Origin of the sequence: Burkholderia sp. 9775_39 (assembly GCF_015712225.1) — a bacterium.
Classification (GTDB): Bacteria; Pseudomonadota; Gammaproteobacteria; order Burkholderiales; family Burkholderiaceae; genus Burkholderia; species Burkholderia cenocepacia.
In genome coordinates, this window is record NZ_JACCQC010000001.1 from 475,351 (window position 1) to 497,128 (window position 21,778).

22 protein-coding genes are annotated in these 21,778 nt (G+C 68.2%); 14 read left to right on the plus strand and 8 right to left on the minus strand.

Annotation, left to right across the window (positions count from 1 at the left end):
- Positions 1-129: 129 nt before the first annotated feature.
- From H0X90_RS02020 to H0X90_RS02030, 3 genes are all read right to left on the minus strand, one after another.
- Positions 130-315, minus strand: coding sequence for a DUF2964 family protein (locus H0X90_RS02020; RefSeq protein ID WP_027809170.1), 186 nt, complete (start codon positions 313-315; stop codon positions 130-132).
- Between the two features lie 336 nt (positions 316-651).
- A complete protein-coding gene (locus tag H0X90_RS02025) occupies positions 652-840 on the minus strand; it encodes a DUF2964 family protein (protein WP_027809169.1) in 189 nt (62 codons plus the stop codon).
- Positions 837-1,085, minus strand: coding sequence for a hypothetical protein (locus tag H0X90_RS02030; protein WP_125346613.1), 249 nt, complete (start codon positions 1,083-1,085; stop codon positions 837-839). Before H0X90_RS02030 ends, H0X90_RS02025 begins: the two co-directional genes overlap by 4 nt.
- A 37-nt stretch (positions 1,086-1,122) precedes the next feature.
- Between H0X90_RS02030 and H0X90_RS02035 the strand changes: the two genes are divergently transcribed.
- The 4 genes from H0X90_RS02035 (at position 1,123) to H0X90_RS02050 (ending at position 5,502) form a co-directional block, all read left to right on the plus strand.
- Positions 1,123-1,770, plus strand: coding sequence for a BON domain-containing protein (locus H0X90_RS02035; RefSeq protein WP_077189055.1), 648 nt, complete (start codon positions 1,123-1,125; stop codon positions 1,768-1,770).
- A 40-nt stretch (positions 1,771-1,810) separates the two neighbouring features.
- The gene (locus H0X90_RS02040; RefSeq protein WP_077188994.1) at positions 1,811-2,320 is read left to right on the plus strand and encodes a BCAM0308 family protein; all 510 of its coding nucleotides are present in this window, start codon (positions 1,811-1,813) and stop codon (positions 2,318-2,320) included.
- Positions 2,321-2,353: 33 nt separating this feature from the next.
- Positions 2,354-4,261, plus strand: a complete 1,908-nt coding sequence (gene ftsH, locus H0X90_RS02045) for an ATP-dependent zinc metalloprotease FtsH (RefSeq protein ID WP_077188995.1) — start codon at positions 2,354-2,356, stop codon at positions 4,259-4,261.
- Positions 4,262-4,566: 305 nt separating this feature from the next.
- Entirely contained in the window at positions 4,567-5,502 is a 936-nt protein-coding gene (locus tag H0X90_RS02050; RefSeq protein ID WP_077188996.1) for a 1-phosphofructokinase family hexose kinase, read from the plus strand.
- A gap of 120 nt (positions 5,503-5,622) precedes the next feature.
- Here the strand turns inward: H0X90_RS02050 and H0X90_RS02055 are convergent, their stop codons facing one another.
- Both H0X90_RS02055 and H0X90_RS02060 read right to left on the minus strand, forming a co-directional pair.
- A complete protein-coding gene (locus H0X90_RS02055) occupies positions 5,623-6,711 on the minus strand; it encodes an aldose epimerase family protein (protein ID WP_077188997.1) in 1,089 nt (362 codons plus the stop codon).
- A gap of 27 nt (positions 6,712-6,738) precedes the next feature.
- Positions 6,739-7,932, minus strand: coding sequence for a DNA-binding transcriptional regulator (locus H0X90_RS02060; protein ID WP_006483281.1), 1,194 nt, complete (start codon positions 7,930-7,932; stop codon positions 6,739-6,741).
- A 265-nt stretch (positions 7,933-8,197) separates the two neighbouring features.
- Here H0X90_RS02060 and xylA point away from each other — a divergent pair, with 265 nt between their 5' ends.
- The 5 genes from xylA (at position 8,198) to H0X90_RS02085 (ending at position 13,852) form a co-directional block, all read left to right on the plus strand.
- The gene (gene xylA, locus H0X90_RS02065) at positions 8,198-9,520 is read left to right on the plus strand and encodes a xylose isomerase (RefSeq protein ID WP_006483287.1); all 1,323 of its coding nucleotides are present in this window, start codon (positions 8,198-8,200) and stop codon (positions 9,518-9,520) included.
- A 126-nt stretch (positions 9,521-9,646) separates the two neighbouring features.
- Positions 9,647-10,675, plus strand: a complete 1,029-nt coding sequence (xylF, locus tag H0X90_RS02070; RefSeq protein WP_006483304.1) for a D-xylose ABC transporter substrate-binding protein — start codon at positions 9,647-9,649, stop codon at positions 10,673-10,675.
- Positions 10,676-10,738: 63 nt separating this feature from the next.
- Entirely contained in the window at positions 10,739-12,298 is a 1,560-nt protein-coding gene (gene xylG, locus H0X90_RS02075; protein WP_077188998.1) for a D-xylose ABC transporter ATP-binding protein, read from the plus strand.
- The gene (locus tag H0X90_RS02080; RefSeq protein ID WP_034203492.1) at positions 12,295-13,494 is read left to right on the plus strand and encodes a sugar ABC transporter permease; all 1,200 of its coding nucleotides are present in this window, start codon (positions 12,295-12,297) and stop codon (positions 13,492-13,494) included. Before xylG ends, H0X90_RS02080 begins: the two co-directional genes overlap by 4 nt.
- 40 nt (positions 13,495-13,534) lie before the next feature.
- Positions 13,535-13,852 (plus strand): hypothetical protein, encoded by a 318-nt coding sequence (locus H0X90_RS02085; RefSeq protein ID WP_006483278.1) that lies wholly within the window; start codon positions 13,535-13,537, stop codon positions 13,850-13,852.
- 44 nt (positions 13,853-13,896) lie between these two features.
- Here the strand turns inward: H0X90_RS02085 and H0X90_RS02090 are convergent, their stop codons facing one another.
- Together H0X90_RS02090 and H0X90_RS02095 are read right to left on the minus strand one after the other, a co-directional pair.
- A complete protein-coding gene (locus H0X90_RS02090) occupies positions 13,897-16,002 on the minus strand; it encodes a TonB-dependent siderophore receptor (RefSeq protein WP_077189000.1) in 2,106 nt (701 codons plus the stop codon).
- Positions 16,003-16,460: 458 nt separating this feature from the next.
- Positions 16,461-17,381: a LysR family transcriptional regulator gene (locus H0X90_RS02095; protein ID WP_006483288.1), complete on the minus strand. Its 921-nt coding sequence runs from the start codon at positions 17,379-17,381 to the stop codon at positions 16,461-16,463.
- A gap of 81 nt (positions 17,382-17,462) precedes the next feature.
- Here H0X90_RS02095 and H0X90_RS02100 point away from each other — a divergent pair, with 81 nt between their 5' ends.
- From H0X90_RS02100 to aroE, 5 genes are read left to right on the plus strand one after another with little or no spacing between them, the layout of a single operon-like run.
- Complete coding sequence (locus H0X90_RS02100; protein ID WP_077189001.1) at positions 17,463-18,413, plus strand: ketopantoate reductase family protein; 951 nt, start codon at positions 17,463-17,465, stop codon at positions 18,411-18,413.
- Positions 18,410-18,802, plus strand: coding sequence for a VOC family protein (locus H0X90_RS02105; protein WP_077189002.1), 393 nt, complete (start codon positions 18,410-18,412; stop codon positions 18,800-18,802). The genes H0X90_RS02100 and H0X90_RS02105 overlap by 4 nt, the downstream gene beginning before the upstream one ends.
- Positions 18,803-18,804: 2 nt before the next feature.
- The gene (locus H0X90_RS02110) at positions 18,805-19,263 is read left to right on the plus strand and encodes a MaoC family dehydratase (RefSeq protein ID WP_077189003.1); all 459 of its coding nucleotides are present in this window, start codon (positions 18,805-18,807) and stop codon (positions 19,261-19,263) included.
- Positions 19,263-20,486 (plus strand): CaiB/BaiF CoA-transferase family protein, encoded by a 1,224-nt coding sequence (locus H0X90_RS02115; protein ID WP_077189004.1) that lies wholly within the window; start codon positions 19,263-19,265, stop codon positions 20,484-20,486. Before H0X90_RS02110 ends, H0X90_RS02115 begins: the two co-directional genes overlap by 1 nt.
- Positions 20,483-21,316, plus strand: coding sequence for a shikimate dehydrogenase (gene aroE, locus H0X90_RS02120; protein ID WP_006483282.1), 834 nt, complete (start codon positions 20,483-20,485; stop codon positions 21,314-21,316). The genes H0X90_RS02115 and aroE overlap by 4 nt, the downstream gene beginning before the upstream one ends.
- 30 nt (positions 21,317-21,346) lie before the next feature.
- Here aroE and H0X90_RS02125 read toward each other — a convergent pair whose 3' ends face one another.
- On the minus strand, positions 21,347-21,706 hold the full coding sequence (locus tag H0X90_RS02125) for a cupin domain-containing protein (protein WP_171984126.1): 360 nt from the start codon (positions 21,704-21,706) through the stop codon (positions 21,347-21,349).
- Positions 21,707-21,778: the final 72 nt, after the last annotated feature.

Below are 21,778 nucleotides of genomic sequence, written 5' to 3' on the forward strand. Positions count from 1 at the left end.
GCTCGCCTCCGTGAAAGTCGAGGGGTTCAGTGCGTCGATTACATCGCGAACCGTCCGGTGGCGATTGACGGAAATCAGGGATTCCCGCATCAAGCGATGAGATCGAATGCGGCGCGTCGGGCTGTTTCGCTATCGCTCTTTCGAAGCGGGATCGAGCTGCGAGACGAACGCGACGATGCCCGACACCAGCGTGACGATCGCGTACGGCAGCACGTGCGCGTCGACCAGCATCGCGTGCACGACCCCCAGCAGCGACGCGAGTGCGATGAACACGCCCAGCGTGGCGAGCGCGGTCCGGTACGAATGGCGAATCATGACGTTCTCCCGTGGGGCGGCCAGCGTTCGTCCTTTCGCACGGGGTCAGCGTGCGACCGCTGCGCGTAGATCTCGATTGTTGGCGAGCGCCTGCCCGATCAACGCGCGCAGACGTCCGTCGACGAAGTAGTCTTGCCAAGCATGGGATGCGTCATCGGATACGGGAATGGGAGCGGGATCGCGGGATGGCGCCGCCCCATGGCGACGCCGCTTCGGGTTCACTTATATCCGACGATTGCCGCGCGCCCCCTTGATCTGCGTCACTGCGGCCGTCATGCGTTTCGAGTGAAGCCTCGCTTGACAGGCATAGGGCCGATCGTCCAGCCGATGGTCGATTTACGGGCGGTCGCCCGGCGCGAGATTCAGCAGCACGACGAACGACAGGATGCTCAGGATCAACGTGACGATCGAATACCTGAATACCTGCTCGTCGAACAGCATCCCATGCACGATGCCGGCCAGCGACGCCAGCGCGATGAATACGCTCAGCGTCGCGAGTGCGACGCGGTACTGCTTTCGGTTCATGACGGTCTCCCGGGAAGCGGCTCGGTCATCTCGCCGCGACATGTTCGCGTCGTCGCGTCGTTCGCGGTGTCTGTCGCCATGATCGAGTCGCGCTCCTGCGGCCCGTTGATCTGCATCAACGGACGAATCGGCCGGTGGCGCACCGGGTCGCCGTTGCCGCAAGCCCGCGGTTGCTTGATCCTCGTCAAGCCGCCGGCGCCGCCATGCGCGATGCTGAATCCGGTACGGCGCACGTCCGGTCGCACGCTTCGCGATCGGCACGCGCCGGGACGGGAGACCGACATGAAGTCCGATGCAGCACTCAAGCAGGATGTCGAGCAGGCGCTGTTCTGGAATCCGGCGATCGATTCGCGCCGGATCGACGTCGACGTACGCGACCGGATCGTGACGCTGCGCGGCACGGTCGACAGCTGGGCGCAGAAGCTCGAAGCGCAGAAAACCGCGCTGCACGTCGCGGATGCGCGCGCGCTGGTGCTCGAACTGAACGTCGAGCCGCCGGAGGATGCCTGTGCCGACCACGAACTGGCGATCGCGATCACGTTCGCGCTCGGCTGGCAGGAGGCATTGCGCGATCACCCGATTCGCGTCGAAGTCGATCACGGCTGCGTGACGCTCGACGGCGACGTCGAGCATGCGTTCCAGAGCCGTGCAGCGGAAAAGATGGTGAGCCGGATGAAGGGCGTCGTCGGCGTCGCGAACCGCATTCGGGTGCGGGCCGACCAGACGGTGCCCGACGTCGGCACGCGGATCGCCGAAGCGCTGGCCCGTCGTGCACAGCGAGAATCCGCCGGGATCGCGATCGATGCGGACGACGGCATCGTCACGCTGACGGGCACGGTTGCGTCGCTGGCGGAAAGGCGTGCCGCGTGCGGCGCGGCGGCGTCGGTCAGGGGCGTGCGCGAGGTCGTCGACCGGCTGATCGTTGCATAAGCGTCGCGCCCGTACCGCCGATCACCACGGAGAATTAGCCATGAATCGTTCGCATTCCGGCCCCGGCCGCAATTATTTGCGCCGCGACAAGCGCATGCAGCCGCATACGAAGGACAGTTATCGCGATCCGAAGCGGCCGGCGGGCGACCGGATCTGCGAAGGATGCGGCGCCGTCTGCGACGCCGGCCGCTGGACCTGGTACGCGACGCCGCTCGACCGGCGGCAACTCGAATGCCCGGCCTGCAAGCGCATGCGGGAAAACGCGCCGGCGGGCGAACTGGTATTGCGCGGCGAATACGTGCGCCGGCATCGCTCGGCGATTCTCGAACTGCTGGAGCGGCAAGCCGATCTGGAGACGAGCGAACACGCGCTCGAACGCATCATGGAGATCGAGCAATCCGGCGACGCACTCGTGATTCGCACCACCGGCGTGCACATGGTGAGGCGCATGGGCGACGCGCTGCTGCATGCGCATCACGGCGCGCTGGCATTCAACTATCGCGACAGCGAGGACATGCTGCGCGCGAACTGGACCCGTGACGCGGCCTGAGCGGTCGCGGGTCCGGCGCACAGCCTCGACGTGATGAAAAAAGCATTCGACTACTCCGGGTTGATGATCCCGATCGCGTTCGCGGTCCTGGTCGCCTATCAATTGCTGTCGGCCCAGCCGGCGACGACATCGATTTCGTACAGCGATTTTCATCGGCTGGTCGACGCGCGGCTCGTCGACGAGCTCGACATCGGTCAGTCGTCGATCTCGGGCGCGCTGCGCATGCCGGGAGCCGGCGCGATGCTGCCGGCGTCCGACGCGGTCGCCGTCAAGAAGGCAGGACCGCCGTGGCGCTTCACGACGAACCGCGTCGGCGACGATCATCTGGTCGCCGCGCTGACGGCCGCCGGCATCCGCTATCGCGGCGTGCCGGATTCGGGCTGGATCGCGATGCTCGCGACGTGGCTGCTGCCGATGATCGTCCTCGTGCTGGCCTGGAACTTCATGATGCGGCGGCCGGGCGGGATGAGGGACCTGAGCGGCATGGGCAAGAGCCAGGCGCGTGTGTATGTGCAGCAGGAAACCGGCATCACGTTCGACGACATCGCGGGGATCGACGAGGCGAAGGCCGAGTTGCAGCAGATCGTCGCGTTCCTGCGCAGCCCCGAACGCTATCAGCGGCTCGGCGGCAAGATCCCGAAGGGCGTGCTGATCGTCGGCGCGCCGGGCACCGGCAAGACGCTGCTGGCACGCGCCGTCGCCGGCGAGGCCGGCGTGCCGTTCTTCACGATCAGCGGGTCGGCATTCGTCGAGATGTTCGTCGGCGTGGGCGCGGCCCGTGTGCGCGATCTGTTCGAGCAGGCGCAGCAGAAGGCGCCCTGCATCGTGTTCATCGACGAACTCGATGCGCTCGGCAAGGCGCGCGGCGTCGGGCTGATGTCCGGCAACGACGAGCGCGAACAGACGCTCAATCAGCTGCTGGTCGAGATGGACGGCTTCCAGGCGAATTCGGGTGTCATCATCATGGCCGCGACCAACCGGCCGGAAATCCTGGATCCCGCGCTGCTGCGCCCCGGACGGTTCGACCGGCACATCGCGATCGACCGGCCGGACCTGACCGGCCGCAAGCAGATCCTGGCCGTCCATACGAAGCGCGTGAAGCTCGCGCCGGAAGTCGACCTCGCGGAACTGGCGCAACGCACGCCGGGCTTCGTCGGCGCCGATCTCGCGAATGTCGTCAACGAAGCCGCGCTGCATGCGGCCGAGCTCGGCAAGTCGGCGATCGCGATGGCCGATTTCGACGAGGCGATCGATCGCGCGCTGACGGGCATGGAGCGCAAAAGCCGCGTGATGAACGAGCAGGAGAAGCGGACCATCGCTTACCACGAAGCGGGCCACGCGCTCGTCGCGCAGAGTCGTACGCACTGCGATCCGGTGAAGAAGGTGTCGATCATCCCGCGCGGGATCGCGGCGCTCGGCTATACGCAGCAGGTGCCGACCGAGGATCGCTACGTGTTGCGCCGGAGCGAACTGCTCGACCGGCTCGATGTGCTGCTCGGCGGGCGGGTGGCGGAGGAAATCGCGTTCGGCGACGTATCGACCGGCGCGCAGAACGATCTCGAACGCGCGACCGCGCTCGCGCGGCACATGGTCATGCAGTACGGGATGAGCGACCGGATCGGGCTGATGACGCTCGACGATGCGGTCTCGCAGGGCGGCGCGCCGGCCGTGTGGACGCCGGGCGACGGCCATTGCAGCGAGCACACCGCGCAGCTGATCGACGAAGAGGTGCGCGCGCTGCTCGACGATGCGCACGCGCGGGTCGCGGCCACGCTCGGCGGGCATCGCGATGCGCTGGAGCGGATCGCGCGCACCCTGCTGCAGCACGAATCGATCGATCACGACAGGCTGATGGCGCTCATCACGCCCGCCGACGATACCGGCGACGCGCGCCGGCCCACGCAGGCCGACACGGAAACGACCACGGACGCCTCCGCCTGAACGAACGAGCGCAGGGCCGGGCCTCGCATAGCGTTCGGCGAACACGGCGGTGCAAGGTCGCTGCTCGTCCATGGCGGGGCTCGGCAACGATGAATGACTCACTGTAGGCGTCCGCCCGGACGCGTCGTCGATCGAGCGCAAGCGGACGCGTCCGCGGCGAGGCTTGACGGCGGTCAACGCGATGGCCGGCATCGAACGTAAGGTGGAGCCACGGCCGGCATGCATCGGTTGTCGGGCATCGCCGCGCCTGCGTCCGTCGCGAGAAGCCGGCGGGGCGTCCAGCCATCGACCGAGAGCCACGAACCATGACCGACATCGTTACCGTCACATTGAATCCCGCCGTCGATGTCGCGACGTCGGTCGAGCGCATCGTCGACACGCACAAGCTGCGCTGCGCGCGGCCGCGGCGCGACCCCGGCGGCGGCGGGATCAACGTCGCCCGGGCCGTTCACCGGCTCGGCGGCGATTGCGTCGCGCTGTACCTGGCCGGCGGGCCGACCGGCGACGTTCTGACGCGGCTGCTCGAAGCCGAGCATCTGCCGAGCGAGCGCATCCGGATCGCCGGCGAGACCCGCGAGAATGTGTGCGTGACCGAGACCGCGACCGGGCGTGAATACCGTTTCCTGATGCCGGGGCCGCTGGTCACGGGGGCGGAGTGGCGCGCCTGCGCGGCGCGCATCGACGCGATGCAACCGGCGCCGCGCTATCTCGTCCTGAGCGGAAGCCTGCCGCCCGGCGCGCCCGACGATCTCTACGCGACGCTCGCGCGCGCGGCGAAGGCAACGGGCAGCCGAGTGGTCGTCGACGCGGCGGGCCGGGCGCTGCAGGCGGCGCTCGAGGCCGGCGTCCATCTCGTCAAGCCCAGTATCGGCGAACTGAGCGCGCTGGCCGGCGAGCCGCTCGACGACACGTCGGCATGCCGGAAGGCGAGCGAACTCGTGGCGCGCGGCCACGCCGACATCGTCGCGTTGACGCTCGGCGCCCGCGGCGCATGGGTCGTCACGCGCGATTGCACGCTGCGCCTGCCCGGCAGGCCGGCAGCGGTATGCAGCACGGTCGGCGCCGGCGACAGCTTCGTCGGCGGCATGGTGTGGGCACTGGCGCGCGGCGTGCCGTTCGACGATGCGTGCCGCTATGCGCTGGCGGCATCGGCGGCGTCGGTCGAACGTCCCGGAACGGCGCTGTGCACGCGCGACGACGTCGAGCGGATTCATGCCGAACTGGTTGCGCAGGCAAGTTGAATAGCAGGCGCGCAGCAGATGCGCGCTTGCCTGAATCTGCACGACGAAAGCCGGATCACGCGGCGACGGTCGATGCCGGCGCGGCCGCCGGTATCGACGCCGCCCGCCTACCCGCCCGCGCTATGCGTGAACCGCGACCCGATACCGCGTGGTCTGCCGATAGACGTCGCCCGGCCGCACGATCACGTCGTCGCGCAGGCCGTCCATGTTCACCTGATCCGGAAACCCGCCCGCCTCGACGCACAGCGCCGCGTGTGGCACGCACCGCGTGCCGCCGCTCACGCGCACGCCGTCGAGATAGTTGCCCGTATAGAGCTGCAGGCCGCGCTGATCGGTCGACACGATCAACTCGCGGCCGCTTTCCGGATCGTAGACGCGTGCGACGGGCCGGACTTCGCGCGCGCCGTTGCCGACGACGAAGCAATGATCGAAGCCGCGCGCCCGCGCGAGTTGCGCATGCGGCCAGTCGAGGCGCGCGCCGAGCGGCGCGCTGTGCCGGAAATCGAACGCCGTGCCCGTCACGTCGGCCGTGCCGGTCGGGATCAGCGCGTCGTCCACTTCGAGGAACGCGTCGGCGTCGATGTGCAGCAGATGGCCGCGCACGTCGCTGCCCGCGCGTCCGTTCAGGTTGAAGTAGCTGTGATTCGTCAGGTTCAGCGGGGTCGGCGCATCGGTCCACCCCGCATAGTCGATCGTCAGCGTGCCGTCGTCGTCGAGCGTGTAGCGCACCTGGACGCTCACGTTGCCGGGGAATCCCGCATCGCCTTCCGGCGAATCGAGCCGCAGCGTCAGGCCGCCGCCGTCGTCGATCACGTCCCACCGCGCGCGATGAAACCCGTTCGCGCCGCCATGCAGCAGGTTGCCGTTCTCGTTGCGGTCGAGCAGGTAGTCGACGCCGTCGAGCGTGAAGCGGGCGCCGGCGATCCGGTTTGCCCATCGGCCGATCGTCGCGCCGAGGTAGACGCCGGATTCGAGGTACTCGGCCGGCGTGTCGTGCGCGAGCACGATATCGGCGAAGCGTCCCGTGCGATCGGGCGCGAGCCACGACACGACGGTCGCGCCGAGGTCGCTGACGACGACACGCATCCCGTGCGCGTTGCGCAGCGTATAGCGCCGCACCGGCTCGCCGTCGGGCAACGTGCCCCACGGCTCGGCGTGCACGCGTGCGACGCCGCGTGTCAGGTAGGAGGAATCGGTATCGATATGCATGAGTGGAGGTCGGATGGGCGGCGGGCGTCAGGGCGTGGCGGCCGCGCGTTCCTGATATTCGCGCGGCGTGCAGCCGAGTTCGCGCCTGAACACCGCATACATGTACTGAAGCGACGTGAACCCGCAACGGATCGCGACTTCGGCGCTGCTGGCCTGCCGGCCGGCAAGCAGCGCCTGCGCGGCTTCGAGCTTGTGGCGCAGGATCTCCTGGTGCACGGTGCGCTGCAGTTCGCGCCGGAAGTGCTCCTCGAGCAGCGAGCGCGACACGCCGACATAGTCGGCGACCTGTTCGGTCTTGATCCCCTGGCACGCGTACTGGCGGATGAAATGCCGCGCACGCATCACGTGCGGGCTCGCCAGCGGCTGGTGGCGCGTCGATTCGAGCACGTTGATGCCGACCGGCGGCACGAGAATGCGCTGCCCGGGAAAGCGCGCGCCGCGCAGCATCCGGTGCAGCAGGTGCGCGGCGGTGCGGCCCATTTCCTCGGTGCCCTGGATCACCGACGACAGCGGAATGCGCGTCAGCGTGCGCGTGAGCGGATCGTTGTCGATGCCGATGATCGCGACCTGTTCCGGCACCGCGAGGCCGGCGATCAGGCACGCCTGCAGCAGGTGCCGCGCGCGCGCATCGGTCACCGCGATCACGCCGACGGGCTTCGGCAGCGCATGCAGCCAGCCGATCAGTTGCTCGATCGCGTGATTCCAGCCCGACGCGCTGGTCGACAGCCCGCGGTAGATCGGCGCGTCGAGCCCGTCCGCGCGCGCGAGCCGGTCGAACGCCAGCTCGCGCTGCTGCGCCCAGCGGTTCTCCTGCGCGACCGGCAGGCTGTACATCGCGAAATGCGCGAGCCCGGCGCCGATCAGGTGCGTGTACGCGAGCGACACGAGCTTCGGGTTGTCCGTCGCAATATATGGGACGCCATCCGGGTACTGCGTCGGGTCCTCGTACGACGATCCGATCGCGACGATCGGCAGCGGCGAGCCGGCGAGCGCGTCGGCCACGGCCGGGTCGTCGAAGTCGGCGATGATGCCGTCGCCGTCGAAGCGCTCGATCCCGGTGAGCCGGCAGCGGAAGTCGTCTTCGAGGAACAGGTCCCACACGACGCGCGTCGTGTGCAGGTACTGGCCGATGCCGCTGATGATCTCGCGGTCGTAGACCTTGTTCGCGTTGAACAGCAGCGCGATGCGGTGCGGTGTCTGGGCGGAAGGGGCGCGTGTCATCTCGGTGTCGGGCGAGCGCGTCGGGGGCGCCGTGCCGTTGTCTCCGGGGCGCGCTCGCGGAGGCGGCGCGCGGTGGTCTGGTGACGGCGATTGTAGGACGGAATGCGTACCGTACGAGCGCCGCTGGCAAGAAACATCAAGCGGGCTGCGCAATTTCGCAATTGCCGGCCGGCAGGCGCGCGGGCACGATCCAGCCAACCGAATTCGGCCGCGCGCGTCGCCGCGACGCGCGTTGCACTGCAACAAGAACCCGCACGGAGACGCCATGTCGTATTTCGAACATATTCCCGCGATTCGCTACGAAGGCCCGCAGTCGGACAACCCGCTCGCGTATCACCATTACGACCCCGACAAGCGCGTGCTGGGCAAGACGCTCGCCGAGCATCTGCGGATCGCGGTCTGCTACTGGCACACGTTCGTGTGGCCCGGTCACGACATCTTCGGGCAGGCCGCGTTCCGGCGGCCGTGGCAGCAGCCGGGCGATGCGCTCGAGCGGGCGCGGATGAAGGCGGATGCGGCGTTCGAATTCTTCACGAAGCTCGGTACGCCGTTCTATACGTTCCACGACACCGACGTCGCGCCGGAAGGCGACAGCCTGCGCGAATACGCGGCCAACTTCGCGCGGATGGTCGACTATCTCGGCGAGCGCCAGCAGGCAAGCGGCGTGCGGCTGCTGTGGGGCACCGCGAACCTGTTCTCGCATCCGCGCTTCGCGGCCGGCGCCGCGACGAACCCGAACCCCGACGTGTTCGCGTGGGCCGCGACCCAGGTATGCCATGCACTCGACGCGACCCATCGCCTCGGCGGCGAAAACTACGTGCTGTGGGGCGGGCGGGAAGGATACGAGACGCTGCTCAATACCGACCTGAAGCGCGAGCGCGACCAGTTCGCCCGCTTCCTGTCGATGGTCGTCGAGCACAAGCACCGGATCGGCTTCAAGGGCGCGCTGCTGATCGAGCCGAAGCCGCAGGAGCCGACCAAGCACCAGTACGACTACGACGTCGCGACCGTGCACGGCTTTCTCGTGCAGTACGGACTGCAGAACGAGATTCGCGTGAACATCGAGGCGAACCACGCGACGCTCGCCGGTCACTCGTTCCATCACGAGATCGCGAACGCGTTCGCGCTCGGCGTGTTCGGCAGCGTCGACGCGAACCGCGGCGACCCGCAGAACGGCTGGGACACCGACCAGTTCCCGAACAGCGTCGAGGAACTGACGCTCGCGTTCTACGAGATCCTGCGTCACGGCGGTTTCACGACCGGCGGGATGAACTTCGACGCGAAGGTGCGCCGCCAGAGCATCGATCCGGAAGACCTGTTCTACGGCCACGTCGGCGCGATCGACGTGCTCGCGCTCGCGCTCGAACGCGCGGCGGTGCTGGTCGAGAACGACCGGCTCGACGCGTTGCGCCGGCAGCGCTATGCGCAATGGGACGACGCGTTCGGCCGCAAGATCCTGGCGGGCGGCTATACGCTGGAGTCGCTCGCGGCCGACGCGCTCGCGCGCGGCGTGGACCCGCAACATGCGAGCGGCGCGCAGGAGCGGCTCGAGAACATCGTGAACCAGGCGATCTACGGGTTGCGCTGACGCGATGCCGCGCAGGTGGCCGGCAACGGTCGCGCTGCCGGGCTTTGCAGTGACTCGATGCGGGCGGCGCATGTCGGCTGCCGCCCGGCGTTCGTGAGGTGGTTCCATAACAAGGAGTTTGGAGACATGAAATCCGTAACGCGTCGTACCGTATTGAGTTCGCTGGCCGGCGCCGCCGCGCTCGCGATCCTCGCGCTGGGCACGCCGCTCGCCCATGCGAGCAAGGACAAGCCCGAGATCGGTTTTTGCATCGACGACCTGCGCGTCGAGCGCTGGTCGCGCGATCGCGACTATTTCGTCGCGGCCGCGACGAAGCTCGGCGCGAAGGTGTCCGTGCAGTCCGCCGATGCGAGCGAGGCGCGGCAGATTTCGCAGATCGAGAACCTGATCTCGCGCGGCGTCGACGTGATCGTGATCGTGCCGTTCAACTCGAAGACGCTCGGCAACGTCGTCGCCGAGGCGCGGAAGGCCGGCATCAAGGTCGTGTCGTACGACCGCCTGATTCTCGATGCGGACGTCGACGCGTACATCTCGTTCGACAACGAGAAGGTCGGCGAGCTGCAGGCGCAGGGCGTCTTCGATGCGAAGCCGAAGGGCAACTATTTCCTGCTGGGCGGCGCGCCGACCGACAACAACGCGAAGATGCTGCGCGAAGGACAACTGAAGGTGCTCAAGCCGGCGATCGACCGCGGCGACATCAAGGTCGTCGGCCAGCAGTGGGTGCCCGAATGGAGCGCATCGACCGCGCTGCGGATCGTCGAGGATGCGCTGACCGCGAACAACAACAAGATCGATGCGATCGTCGCGTCGAACGACGGCACGGCCGGCGGCGCGATCCAGGCGCTCGCCGCGCAGCATCTGGCCGGCAAGGTGCCGGTATCCGGGCAGGACGCGGATCTGGCCGCGGTCAAGCGCGTGATCGCCGGCACGCAGACGATGACCGTCTACAAGCCGTTGAAGCTGATCGCGAGCGAAGCCGCGAAGCTCGCGGTCGATCTCGCGAAGGGCGCGAAGCCCGCGTTCAACGCGCAATACGACAACGGCAGGAAGAAGGTCGATACGGTGCTGCTGCAGCCGACGCTGCTGACCAAGCGCAACGTCGACGTCGTCGTGAAGGACGGCTTCTATACCCAGGCCCAGCTGGCGAGCCAGTAACGGCGCGACGCGCGGGCGGCGCTTCACTAGCGCGCCCGCGCGCATCCTGCGAGGCATGAACGAATGACGGAACCCTTGCTGACGATGCGCGGCATCGTCAAGGCATTCGACGGCGTGAAGGCACTCGACGGCATCGACCTCACCGTGCGGCCCGGCGAATGCGTCGGGCTGTGCGGCGAGAACGGCGCGGGCAAGTCGACGCTGATGAAGGTGCTGTCGGGCGTCTATCCGCACGGCACGTGGGACGGCGAAATCCGCTGGGAAGGCGCGCCGCTCGTGGCCGCCGGCGTGCGCGACACCGAGCGGGCGGGCATCGCGATCATCCATCAGGAGCTGATGCTCGTACCCGAGCTGTCGGTCGCCGAGAACATCTTCCTCGGCAACGAGATCACGTTGCCGGGCGGGCGCATGCACTTCGCGGCGATGGTCCGGCGCGCCGAGGCGTTGCTGCACGAACTGCGGATCGACACGATCAACGTCGCGCAGCCGGTGATGAACTACGGCGGTGGCCACCAGCAGCTGATCGAGATCGCGAAGGCGCTGAACAAGCACGCGAAGCTGCTGATCCTCGACGAACCGTCGTCGTCGCTGAGCGCGGCCGAAACGAAGATCCTGCTCGACATCGTGCGCGACCTGAAGCGGCGCGGCGTCGCATGCGTATACATCTCGCACAAGCTCGACGAGGTGGCGGCCGTGTGCGACACGGTCACCGTGATTCGCGACGGCCGCCATGTCGCGACCGAGCCGATGGCCGCGCTGAGCACCGACCGGATCATCGCGATGATGGTCGGCCGCGAGATCCGCGACCTGTATCCGCGCGAGCCGCACGAGATCGGCGACGTCGTGCTCGACGTGCGCCACGTGACCTGCCGCGACGTGACGAACGCGCGCCGCAAGCGGGTCGACGACGTGTCGTTCAGCGTGCGGCGCGGCGAGATCGTCGGCGTCGCCGGGCTGGTCGGCGCGGGGCGCACCGAGCTGATGCAGGCGATCTTCGGCGCGTATCCGGGCGCGTGCACGGCGAGCGTGACGATGAACGGCCGGCCGCTGTCGATCCGCTCGCCGGCCGACGCGATCCGCGCCGGCATCGCGATGGTGCCGGAGGACCGCAAGCGCCACGGCATCGTGCCGCAGCTCGGCGTCGGCCACAACATCACGCTCGCGGTGCTGCGGCGCTTCGCAGCGCGCGGGCGGATCGACGCGGCCGCCGAGCTCGATACGATCCGCACCGAGATGCAGCGGCTGTCGGTGCGCGCAGCGCACCCGTTCCTGTCGATCGCGAGCCTGTCGGGCGGCAACCAGCAGAAGGCGGTGCTCGCGAAGATGCTGCTGACCGAGCCGCAGGTGCTGATCCTCGACGAACCGACCCGCGGCGTCGACGTGGGCGCGAAGGCGGAGATCTACCGGCTGATCTTCGCGCTGGCCAGGCGGGGCGTCGCGCTGATCGTCGTGTCGTCGGAATTGCCGGAGGTGCTCGGCCTGGCCGATCGCGTGCTGGTGATCGGCGAGGGCGAGCTGCGCGGCGATTTCGTCAACCAGGGCCTCACGCAGGAACAGATCCTCGGCGCCGCGCTGAAGCCCGCGCGCCTGCCCGCCGAACCCACTGCAGCGAGCGCGATATGAATTCCGAACTTTCTTCCTCGACCCCGGCGACGCCGGATGCAGGCGCCGGCCGCGCGCCGCGGCTGCCATTGCGCCATGTCTTCACGCGCTACAAGGTGCTTGCGCTGCTGTTCGCGGTCGTCGCGATCTGGGCGTTCTTCTCGGTGCTGACGGACGGCGCGTTCGTCACGCCGCGCAACGTATCGAACCTGCTGCGGCAGATGTCGATCACCGGCATGCTCGCGTGCGGCATGGTGTTCGTCATCATCGCGGGCGAGATCGACCTGTCGGTCGGCTCGCTGCTCGGGCTGCTCGGCGGCGTCGCCGCGATCCTCGACGTCAACCGTCACTGGCCGGTCGCGGCGACGGTCCCGGCCGTGCTCGCGCTCGGCGTGCTGATCGGGCTCTTCAACGGCTGGTGGTCGACCTATCGGCGCGTGCCGTCGTTCATCGTCGGGCTGGGCGGGATGCTCGCGTTTCGCGGCATCCTGCTCGGCGTGACCGGCGGCTCGACGATCGCGCCGGTATCCGACGGCTTCGTGTTCATCGGGCAGGGCTATCTGCCGCGCGTGGCGGGGGACGGCCTCGCGGTCCTGCTGTTCGCGCTCGTGACGCTGCTGGTGGTGCGGCAGCGCGGCACGCGGCATCGCTACCGGCTCGCGGTCGCGCCGCTGTGGCAGGACGTCGCGAAGATCGTCGGCGCCGGCGCGGTACTGTTCGCGTTCGTCGCGACGCTCGACCGTTACGGCGGCATTCCGGTGCCGGTGCTGTTGCTGCTCGCGTTGCTCGGCGTGTTCTCGTGGATCGCGACGCAGACGGTATTCGGCCGGCGCATCTATGCGGTGGGATCGAACCTGGAGGCGACGCGGCTGTCGGGCGTGGACACCGATCGCGTGAAGCTCGCGATCTTCGCGCTGATGGGATTGATGTGCGCGTTTGCCGGCCTCGTGAACACGGCGCGGCTGGCGGCCGGGTCGCCGTCCGCCGGCACGATGGGCGAACTCGATGCGATCGCCGCGTGCTTCATCGGCGGCACGTCGATGCGCGGCGGATCGGGCACCGTCTACGGCGCGCTGATCGGCGCGCTCGTGATGGCGAGCCTCGACAACGGGATGTCGATGCTGGACGTCGACGCGTACTGGCAGATGATCGTCAAGGGCGCGGTGCTGGTGCTGGCGGTGTGGATCGACGTGGTGTCGCGCTCGAACCGGCGGTGACGGGCCGCTGGTCGGTCGCGAGTCGACAACGAGGAAGGCCATGGAACGAAACACGATGCGCGTGCAGGATGTTTCCGTGCGGGCGGCCGGGCCGCGCGCGATGCCGGATGCCGGCCCGGTGCTGGGCCTCGGTGATCCGCGCGACCGGCAGGTGATCGCGGATGCACTGCGCGCGCTGCTGCACGAGCGGTCCGAAGCGCTGTCGTTCGCGATGCGGATGGCCGACGCGTGCGGCCGATCCCGGCCCGATGCGGCCGATTTCGCGCTGACCGACATCATTCGGCTGGCGCGCATCGTCGAGCGCATCGAGCGGGACGGCGCGGCGGAGCCCGCTGCGTTTTCCGCAGGGGCGCGCTGACGGCGACGCAAGTCGCCGCGCTCGCGCGGTAGCGCGAACGGGCGCTAGAACGAGTAGGCGAGCGACGCGAACAGGCTGCGCGGCGCGCCCGGCGTGACCCACAGGCTGTTGTACGAACTGACGTAGGTCGTGCGGTTGAACAGGTTGTTCAGCACGACCGACGCGCGCAGGTGCTTGTTGACCTGAAGATAGCCGTTCAGCTGCACGGTCGCGTAGGCCGGCAGCTCGAAGCCGTCCTGTGTGTTGGCCGTGTTGCCCGCGCGGCGCCCGACGTAGATCACGCCGGCACCGGCGCCGGCCTTGTCCGCGAACGGCAGCGTGGTTTCGTACATCAGCAGCGCGCTGCCGCTCAGCCGCGGAACGTCGACGAGGCGCGCCCCGGGCGTGAGCACGGCATCGCGCGTGACCTCGGCGTCGACGTACGCGAGGTTGGCGAGCCCGCGCAAGCCGTGACCGAGATCGCCGCTCCATTCGAATTCGACGCCGCGGCTGCGCACTTCGCCGGCCGCGCGCGAGAAGCCCGCATTCGCCGGATCGGCGGTGAGGACGTTGCGCTTGGTCACGTAGAACGCCGAGACGGTCGTGAGCCAGCGCGCGCCCGCCCATTTCGCGCCCGCTTCGTAGCCGTGGCCCTTTTCGGGATCGAACGCGCGGCCGCCGACGTCGGCGCCGTTGTTCGGCCGGAACGAATACGCGGTGTTCGCATACAGCGACCACGCGGGACTCATTTCATACACGACGCCGATACGCGGGCTCAGCGCGGTCTGGAGCTGGCTCGTCGTCACGCCCTTCAGGCGGTTGTCGATCGACTGGTGGAAGCGATCCCAGCGCAGTCCGGCCAGGATTTTCCAGTGCGGCCCGAACGCGAGCGTGTCCTGCGCGTAGACGCCTTGGCCGTCGTCGCGTTCGAGCAGGTTGGTCGCGGTGCGCGGCGTCGGCGCGGGCTGGCCGTAGACCGGATCGAAGATGTCGATCGCATACGGCGCGGCGGCGGTCGGCGTGGAGCGCGTGACGAACTGGTCGTAGTTGAAGCGATACGCATCGACGCCCATCACGAGCGTGTGGCCGATGCCGCCGGTGCGGAACGAGCCGGCCGTCTCGAGGCGGCCTTGCAGGTCGTTCGAGTGAAACGCGACTTGCCGGTAGCGGCGCCACAGCGTGCGGCCGTCCGGCTGCAATGCGAACGCCTCGGACGAGCGCCCCGACAGGTCGGTGTTGCGTTGCGCGACGCCGGCATTGATCGACCAAGCCGAATCGATGCGATGCTCGAGCGTGAACTGGTGGCCCGTGTTGCGCACGTCGTAGTCGCCGTCGCGCGGCTCGCCGAGAAAGCGCGACGCGGGGATCACGCCCAGTTGCCCGTTGACCGCGAGCACGCCGCGATCGAGCGGTGCGCGCTGACGCGCACTTTCGAACTCGTAGTGGAGCGTCGTGTCCGCGCCGATGTCCCACGTGAACGACGGCGAGAACAGGTAGCGTTTGCTCGACACCGTGTCGCGAAAGCTGCCGTTGTTCTCGTTCATCGCGACGAAGCGGTACGCCAGCGATTGCGTGACGGGGCCGGTCGTATCGAGGGTCTGCCGCAATGCGCCGTAGCTGCCGGCCGACACGCCGACGGTGGTCGCGCGGGCAAACTGCGGCTGCTTGGTCGTATAGCTGATGATCCCGCCCGGATCGCCGCGGCCATACAGCGCGGACGCCGGCCCCTTGAGCACTTCCATCCGTTCGAGGTTGACGGTGTCGCGCGGCACGCTCATGCCGCGATTCCACGAAAAGCCGTTGACGAGGTAGTCGGTGCCGGACGTGTTGCCGTCGCCGGCGAAGCCGCGCACCGCGTAGTTGTCCCACAGGCCGCCGAAGTTGTTCTGGCGCGAGACGCCCGCGACCCAGTCGTAGAGATCGTCGCCGCGCGTGGCGGCCACGGTCTGGATCAGCTTCGTGTCGACGCTGCTGACCGCGAACGGAATCTCCATCACGTCCGCCTCGCTGCGCGTCGCGCTCGTCGATTCGCGCGTACGAAACGGCGCCGTCGCGCGTTGGGCGGAGATCTCGATGGTGGGCAGCGCCGTCTCCTGCGCGTCGGCGCTGCCCATGCCGGTCGTGCCGACGACGATGGCCATCGGTGCGGCCGCCCAGTTCCTCCTGCTCATACTCCTCCTTTTTGTGTGTTTCGCGTTCGGGCACGGCGGGCGGCCTCGCGCCGACATCTGTGTTCCAAACAGTACATTTGCGCGGCAATTTAATGCAAATGAGAGGCATTTGCAATCGTAATTTTGAGATTGGGAGGACGAAGCGAAACGGCGGGTCGCACGGCCACGGGCGGGAGGGCGAGCGAAGCCGCGTCCGGTTTCGAGACGGCCGATTTCTTCCCGCCGTCCGGCTGGCGCGTGGCGCCCATGCAGGGCGCGATGGGGCTGCGCGACCTGGAGACCGAGCGGGCCTGCGCCGTGGCTGAGCATGGCCGGCGTGCTCGATATTCTGCGCAACGGTCGCGTGCCGTTGGGGCCGCGGCCCCTCTATTTCTGCGTCTACGTCGGGATGAGGGCGGTGACGTTTGGGTCGCCCACCCCGTTTACGCGTACCGGCACCCCCGCGCCATGGCTACCGGTCAACGCGACGCACCGAACAACTCGGTCACGAGGCCGCGCAGCCACCGGTTGCCCGCCTCGTGGTGATATCGCGCATGCCAATGCTGCCGTACCGCGAATCCGTCGACCGGGATCGGGCAGGCATGAACCGCCAGGTCGTTCGCGTGGGCCAGCGTCTCGCCGATATGGCGGGGAAGCGTCGTGATCAGATCGGTCGTCTGGACGATCGCCCCCAGACCCAGGAAGCCCGGCAATTCCAGCACCACGTCCCGCTCGATGCGCGCCTGCCGCAGCGCCTGTTCGAGCAGCTGCGCGCCGGTTCCCGCCGTGATGGCGACATGTCCTTCGGAACGGTACTGCTTTGCGCCGAGCCGGCCGCGAATTCTCGGGTGATGCCGATTGGCCAGACAAATCCAGTCCTGGTCATACAGCTTCTGCTGGTAAATGCCGCCGCCGAGCCACGGCACATAGCCGATCGCGAGGTCGGCCTCGCCCGATTCGAGCGCGCGTTCCGTATTGCCGTCGATCCGCGCGGCTTCCAGCCGGACGCCGGGCGCCTGCGCCCTGACATGGGCCAGTAGCCGCGGCAGCAGCGTGATGTGGCTCGCGTCGGTCATGCAGATGCGAAAGCGTCGCTGGGCCGTCGACGGATCGAACGCGATCTCCCACGCGGTGAAGCGCCGCAGCGATTCGAGGATTTCCCGGCAGGGCCCGATCAGCGCATCGGCCTGAGGCGTCGGCGCCATGCCGCCGGGCGTCCGGATGAAGAGCGGATCGTGCAGGTGTTCCCGCAAATGCCCGAGCCAGATGCTGACCGTCGGCTGGCTCTGGCCGAGTTGCTCGGCGACGCGCGTGACGCTGCGCACGTCGTACAGGAGATCGAAAAGCTGCAGCAGCTTCAGGTCGGGCAGATCGGCGGGCATCGGCACATTATTGTCCATTGCAATGGCGTCATTGTATCCATTGCATTGCCGGCATGAGCGGCGACTCCTATCGTGAGGCCATACGTCAAGGAGACAGCATTGAAAATTGCAATTCTGGGCGCTGGCGCGCTGGGGTGCGCAATCGGCGCCACCCTTACCGAAGGCGGTCACGAGACCTGGCTGATCGATCGCTCGCCCGTGCACGTCGACGCGATGCGGCGCGACGGACTGCGCGTCGACGACGCCCGCGGCAGCCGCCAGGTACGCGTGCATGCGACGACGCAGGCTGCCGAAGTCGGCACGGCCGACCTGGTCGTGGTGCTGGTCAAGTCGTTCCACACCGACGCGGCGATCCGCGGCGCCCGATCGCTGGTGGACGCGGATACCGTCGTGCTGTCGCTGCAGAACGGCCTCGGCCACGAGGACATCCTGAGCGACGCCGTCGGCCGCGAGCGCGTGCTCGCGGGCAAGACCTACGTCGGCGGCGTGCGGCGCGGCGCGGGCCATATCGAATCCGGCGTGATCGGCAAGTCGACCTACATCGGCGAACTCGACGGCCGCATCACGCCGCGAGTGCAGGCGATCGCCGACGCGTTCGATGGCGCCGGTCTCGCGACGACGATCAGCGACAACATCGTCGGCACGATGTGGGACAAGCTGCTGGTGAACGTCGCGACGGGCGCGCTGACGGGCCTCACGGGGCTCACCTACGGACAGCTTTACGACGAGCCGCTGCTCAAGGCCACGTCGCTCGCGGCCGTGGCCGAGGCGATCGCGGCGGCCCGGGCAGCCGGCGTGAAGTTGTCGATGACCGACCCCGAACAGGCATGGACGCTGGCCGCGGAAGGGCTGCCCGCGACCTTCAAGACCTCGATGCTGCAAAGCCTCGAGAAGGGCTCGATCACCGAGATCGACTTCATCAACGGTTCGGTCGTGCGCTGCGGGCAGCGCTACGGCGTGCCGACGCCGGTCAATGCGACGCTCGTCGCGTGCATCAAGGGGCTGGAGCGCGCGATGGCCGATCGCCAACGCGAGGAGGCTGCCGCATGAGCGCCACGAAAGCCTATCTCGAACACGTCGCGATCTGGGTGAAGGACATCCGCTGGCACATCCGTTTCTTCGAGGACGTGCTCGGCATGACGCTGCGCGAAGTGGACGGCCCGCTCGACGCCCCGCGGCAGTACTGGACGCTCGGCGGCCTGCAGTTCATCCACGCGCCGGAACACGGCGGCCCGGAAGGCCGGCTCGCCCATCTCGGCGTGATGTGCGAGGACCTGGAAGCCGCGCTCGCCGCGGCGCGGCGATTCGACGTGACGGAGATGCCGCAGGGGCGCAACTGGCTTCGCCTGCCCGACGGGCTTGCCGTCGAACTGATTCAGGCCAAGCCGGCTTCCTGCGTCGCGCAGGCGCTGGCGATCGACCCGCGCGCGGAGGCATGACCATGACGATCGTCGAGAAATACTGGGACGACGCCCGCGAGGGCGACGCGTGTACGAGCCCGACTTACGTCGTGACCAAGGCGCGCATTCTCGCGTACGCCGACCTCACCGGCGACCATACGCCCGTGCACGTCGACGAGGATTACGCGAGCGCCAGCCATTTCGGCTGCCTCGTCGCGCACGGGCTGTTCGGGCTGTCCGTTGCCGACGGCCTGAAGACCCAGAGCGACTATCGCTTTGTGCCGGGCATGTCGCTCGGCTGGACCTGGGATTTTCTGCTGCCGATCAAGGTCGGCGACGTGCTGCACGTGACGTTCCGCGTCGGTTCGATGCGGGCCAGCAAGAGCCGCCCGGACTGGGGCATCGTCGTGCTGCCGTCGGAGCTGATCAATCAGGACGGGCAGGTCGTTCAACGCGGCGAACATCGCCTGATGGTGCCGCGCCGGCCGGAGGCAGCGTGATGCAGGCCCGTCCCCTCGAAGGCATGCGCGTCGTCGACTACAGCCATTTTCTTGCCGGCCCGTATGTCGGGCGCTGCCTCGCGGCGCTCGGCGCCGAAGTCATCAAGGTCGAGCGCCCGGGCGCCGGCGACGCCGGACGTCAGCATGCGACCGTGCTCGACGACCAGCAAAGCGGCTATTTCCTGCAGCTCAACATGGGCAAGCGCGGCGTGAGCGTCAACATGAAGGACGCGCGCGGCAAGGCGTTCATGCAGCGACTGTGCGACTCGGCCGACGTCTTCATCGAGAACTATCGGCCGGGCGCGCTGGACAAGCTCGGGCTCGGCTATGAAGAACTGTCGGCGCGCAATCCGGGCCTCGTCTACTGCTCGATTTCGGCGTACGGGCACACCGGTCCCGATGCGCATCGCGCCGGCTTCGGGCTGATCGCCGAAGCGAAGAGCGGGATCATGCAGATGGTCGGCACGCCCGGCGAGCGGCCGCCGCTGCTGCGCATTTCGCTCGGCGACATGTACACCGGGATTCATGCGGTCGCGGCCATCAACGCCGCGCTGCTCGGGCGCGTGAAGAGCGGCCGCGGGCAGCATATCGACATGGCGCTGTACGACACGCTGGTATCGATGCACGAATATGCGGTGCAGTGCTACACGCTGCAGGGCGTGCTGCCCGAGCAGACCGGGCACGACATGCCGACCTCGACGCTCTATGGCGTGTTCCGGGCCGCCGACGGCGATCTCGTGATCGCCGCGCAAGTCGACGACGCATGGAAGCGCTTCGCGCAACTGATCGAAGCGCACGGCGGCCCGGCCGGCTTCGGCGCGGACACACGATTTCACGACAGCACCGGCCGCAACGCGCACCGCGCGGAGATCCTGGCGGTGGTCGAGCCGTGGGTGGCCGCGCGTTCCGTCGCGTCGGTACTGGAACTGCTGGACGGCATCGACGTGCCGTGCGCGAAGGTGCAGCGCATCGACGAGGTGTTGAACGATCCTCAGATCCAGGCCAGAGGCATGGTCGTCGAGCAGCAGCATCCGCGCTACGGGACGCTGCGCCTGCCGAACCTGCCGTTCCGGTTTTCCGATTGCGACACGACCATACGCGACGTCGCTCCCGATCTCGGGCAGCACAACGAGGAGGTCGCGCGCTCCCTCGGGTTCGATTCGGCCGAAATCGATGCGATGCAGGCCGACGGCGTCCTCTATTCAAAAGCGAGCCAACGATGACGGACCAATACGCGGTGATCGGTTATCCGATCGGGCACACGAAATCCCCGCTGATTCACGGTCTGTTCGCGCAACAGACGCGACAGGACATCCGCTATACGGCGATCGAGGGGCCGGTCGAGCCGGCAGGCGCCTTTGCTGCAGCGGTTCGCGCATTTTTCGAGGGGGGCGGCAAGGGTATCAACGTGACCGCGCCATTCAAGCTCGACGCATTCGCGATGTCCGACGAGCGAAGCGCGCGCGCGACGCTGGCGGGCGCAGCCAATGCGCTCAAGTTCGACGGCGACCGCATCTGGGCGGACAACTTCGACGGCATCGGACTGGTTCGCGACATCGAAGTCAATCTCCGGCTCCCGATGGCGGGCAAGCGCATCTTGCTGCTCGGTGCCGGCGGCGCGGCACGCGGCGCGCTGCTGCCGTTCCTCGATGCCGGGCCGGCCGAACTCGTAATCGTGAATCGCGACGTCGACAAGGCGCGCGCACTGGCCCTGGAGGTCGCCGGATGCGGAACGCTCATCGCGGGCGGCTATGCGGACCTCGCCCGGATGGGACGTTTCGACCTGGTGGTCAATGCGACGTCGGCCAGTCTGACCGGCAACCTGCCGCCTGTCCCGCCGAGCGTGTTCAGTCCGACCGGCACGGCCTATGAACTGGCCTACGGCAAGCGCCTGACGCCGTTTCTCCGACTCGCGAAAAATGCCGGCGTGCACGGCATCGCGGATGGCGTCGGCATGCTGGTCGAGCAGGCGGCCGAGGCGTTCGCCTGGTGGCGCGGCGTCCGGCCCGAGACCAGCGCGGTGATCGACCGGCTGGCCGTGCCGTTCGACTGAGTGCGCGACGGCGCGCGGCCCGCGTTCCGGCTACGTCGAGGTATCGGCCGGTCCGTCGCACCATTCGGTCGACGCGTTCGCGGGTTCCACGGTCAGGTTCACGGAGCGCGCGGTTGCGGGGCGTGTGCGGTGAATCGCGCCGCGCGGCACGACCGCAACCTGGCCGCGTGCGAGGCGCACCTGTGCGATCGCGCCCCCTTCGAGCGTTTCGAGCAGCAGCGTGCCGTCGAGACCGACGAACACTTCGTCGGCATCGGGGTGTCGATGCCAGGCGAACGGCTCCGTCATCACGCTCATGCGCACGACCTGCCCGCCGCTTTCGGCGACGACCCGGTTGAAATAGCGCTCGCCCGTCTCATCGGCGAGGCGCAGGATGTCGATGGTCTGCATGGTTCTCCCACGACGCGAATGGATGCGACAAATAACGATTCGCGTCCGAGTCGCAGGTTTCATTCCGCTTCG

What these genes read in the sequence shown, in the direction of transcription:
- H0X90_RS02020 (WP_027809170.1), bottom strand. Translation starts at nt 315, where the DNA reads ATGATTCGCCATTCGTACCGGACCGCGCTCGCCACGCTGGGCGTGTTC.
- H0X90_RS02025 (WP_027809169.1), bottom strand. Translation starts at nt 840, where the DNA reads ATGAACCGAAAGCAGTACCGCGTCGCACTCGCGACGCTGAGCGTATTC.
- H0X90_RS02035 (WP_077189055.1), top strand. Translation starts at nt 1,123, where the DNA reads ATGAAGTCCGATGCAGCACTCAAGCAGGATGTCGAGCAGGCGCTGTTC.
- H0X90_RS02040 (WP_077188994.1), top strand. Translation starts at nt 1,811, where the DNA reads ATGAATCGTTCGCATTCCGGCCCCGGCCGCAATTATTTGCGCCGCGAC.
- ftsH (WP_077188995.1), top strand. Translation starts at nt 2,354, where the DNA reads ATGAAAAAAGCATTCGACTACTCCGGGTTGATGATCCCGATCGCGTTC.
- H0X90_RS02050 (WP_077188996.1), top strand. Translation starts at nt 4,567, where the DNA reads ATGACCGACATCGTTACCGTCACATTGAATCCCGCCGTCGATGTCGCG.
- H0X90_RS02055 (WP_077188997.1), bottom strand. Translation starts at nt 6,711, where the DNA reads ATGCATATCGATACCGATTCCTCCTACCTGACACGCGGCGTCGCACGC.
- H0X90_RS02060 (WP_006483281.1), bottom strand. Translation starts at nt 7,932, where the DNA reads ATGACACGCGCCCCTTCCGCCCAGACACCGCACCGCATCGCGCTGCTG.
- xylA (WP_006483287.1), top strand. Translation starts at nt 8,198, where the DNA reads ATGTCGTATTTCGAACATATTCCCGCGATTCGCTACGAAGGCCCGCAG.
- xylF (WP_006483304.1), top strand. Translation starts at nt 9,647, where the DNA reads ATGAAATCCGTAACGCGTCGTACCGTATTGAGTTCGCTGGCCGGCGCC.
- xylG (WP_077188998.1), top strand. Translation starts at nt 10,739, where the DNA reads ATGACGGAACCCTTGCTGACGATGCGCGGCATCGTCAAGGCATTCGAC.
- H0X90_RS02080 (WP_034203492.1), top strand. Translation starts at nt 12,295, where the DNA reads ATGAATTCCGAACTTTCTTCCTCGACCCCGGCGACGCCGGATGCAGGC.
- H0X90_RS02085 (WP_006483278.1), top strand. Translation starts at nt 13,535, where the DNA reads ATGGAACGAAACACGATGCGCGTGCAGGATGTTTCCGTGCGGGCGGCC.
- H0X90_RS02090 (WP_077189000.1), bottom strand. Translation starts at nt 16,002, where the DNA reads ATGAGCAGGAGGAACTGGGCGGCCGCACCGATGGCCATCGTCGTCGGC.
- H0X90_RS02095 (WP_006483288.1), bottom strand. Translation starts at nt 17,381, where the DNA reads ATGGACAATAATGTGCCGATGCCCGCCGATCTGCCCGACCTGAAGCTG.
- H0X90_RS02105 (WP_077189002.1), top strand. Translation starts at nt 18,410, where the DNA reads ATGAGCGCCACGAAAGCCTATCTCGAACACGTCGCGATCTGGGTGAAG.
- H0X90_RS02110 (WP_077189003.1), top strand. Translation starts at nt 18,805, where the DNA reads ATGACGATCGTCGAGAAATACTGGGACGACGCCCGCGAGGGCGACGCG.
- H0X90_RS02115 (WP_077189004.1), top strand. Translation starts at nt 19,263, where the DNA reads ATGCAGGCCCGTCCCCTCGAAGGCATGCGCGTCGTCGACTACAGCCAT.
- aroE (WP_006483282.1), top strand. Translation starts at nt 20,483, where the DNA reads ATGACGGACCAATACGCGGTGATCGGTTATCCGATCGGGCACACGAAA.
- H0X90_RS02125 (WP_171984126.1), bottom strand. Translation starts at nt 21,706, where the DNA reads ATGCAGACCATCGACATCCTGCGCCTCGCCGATGAGACGGGCGAGCGC.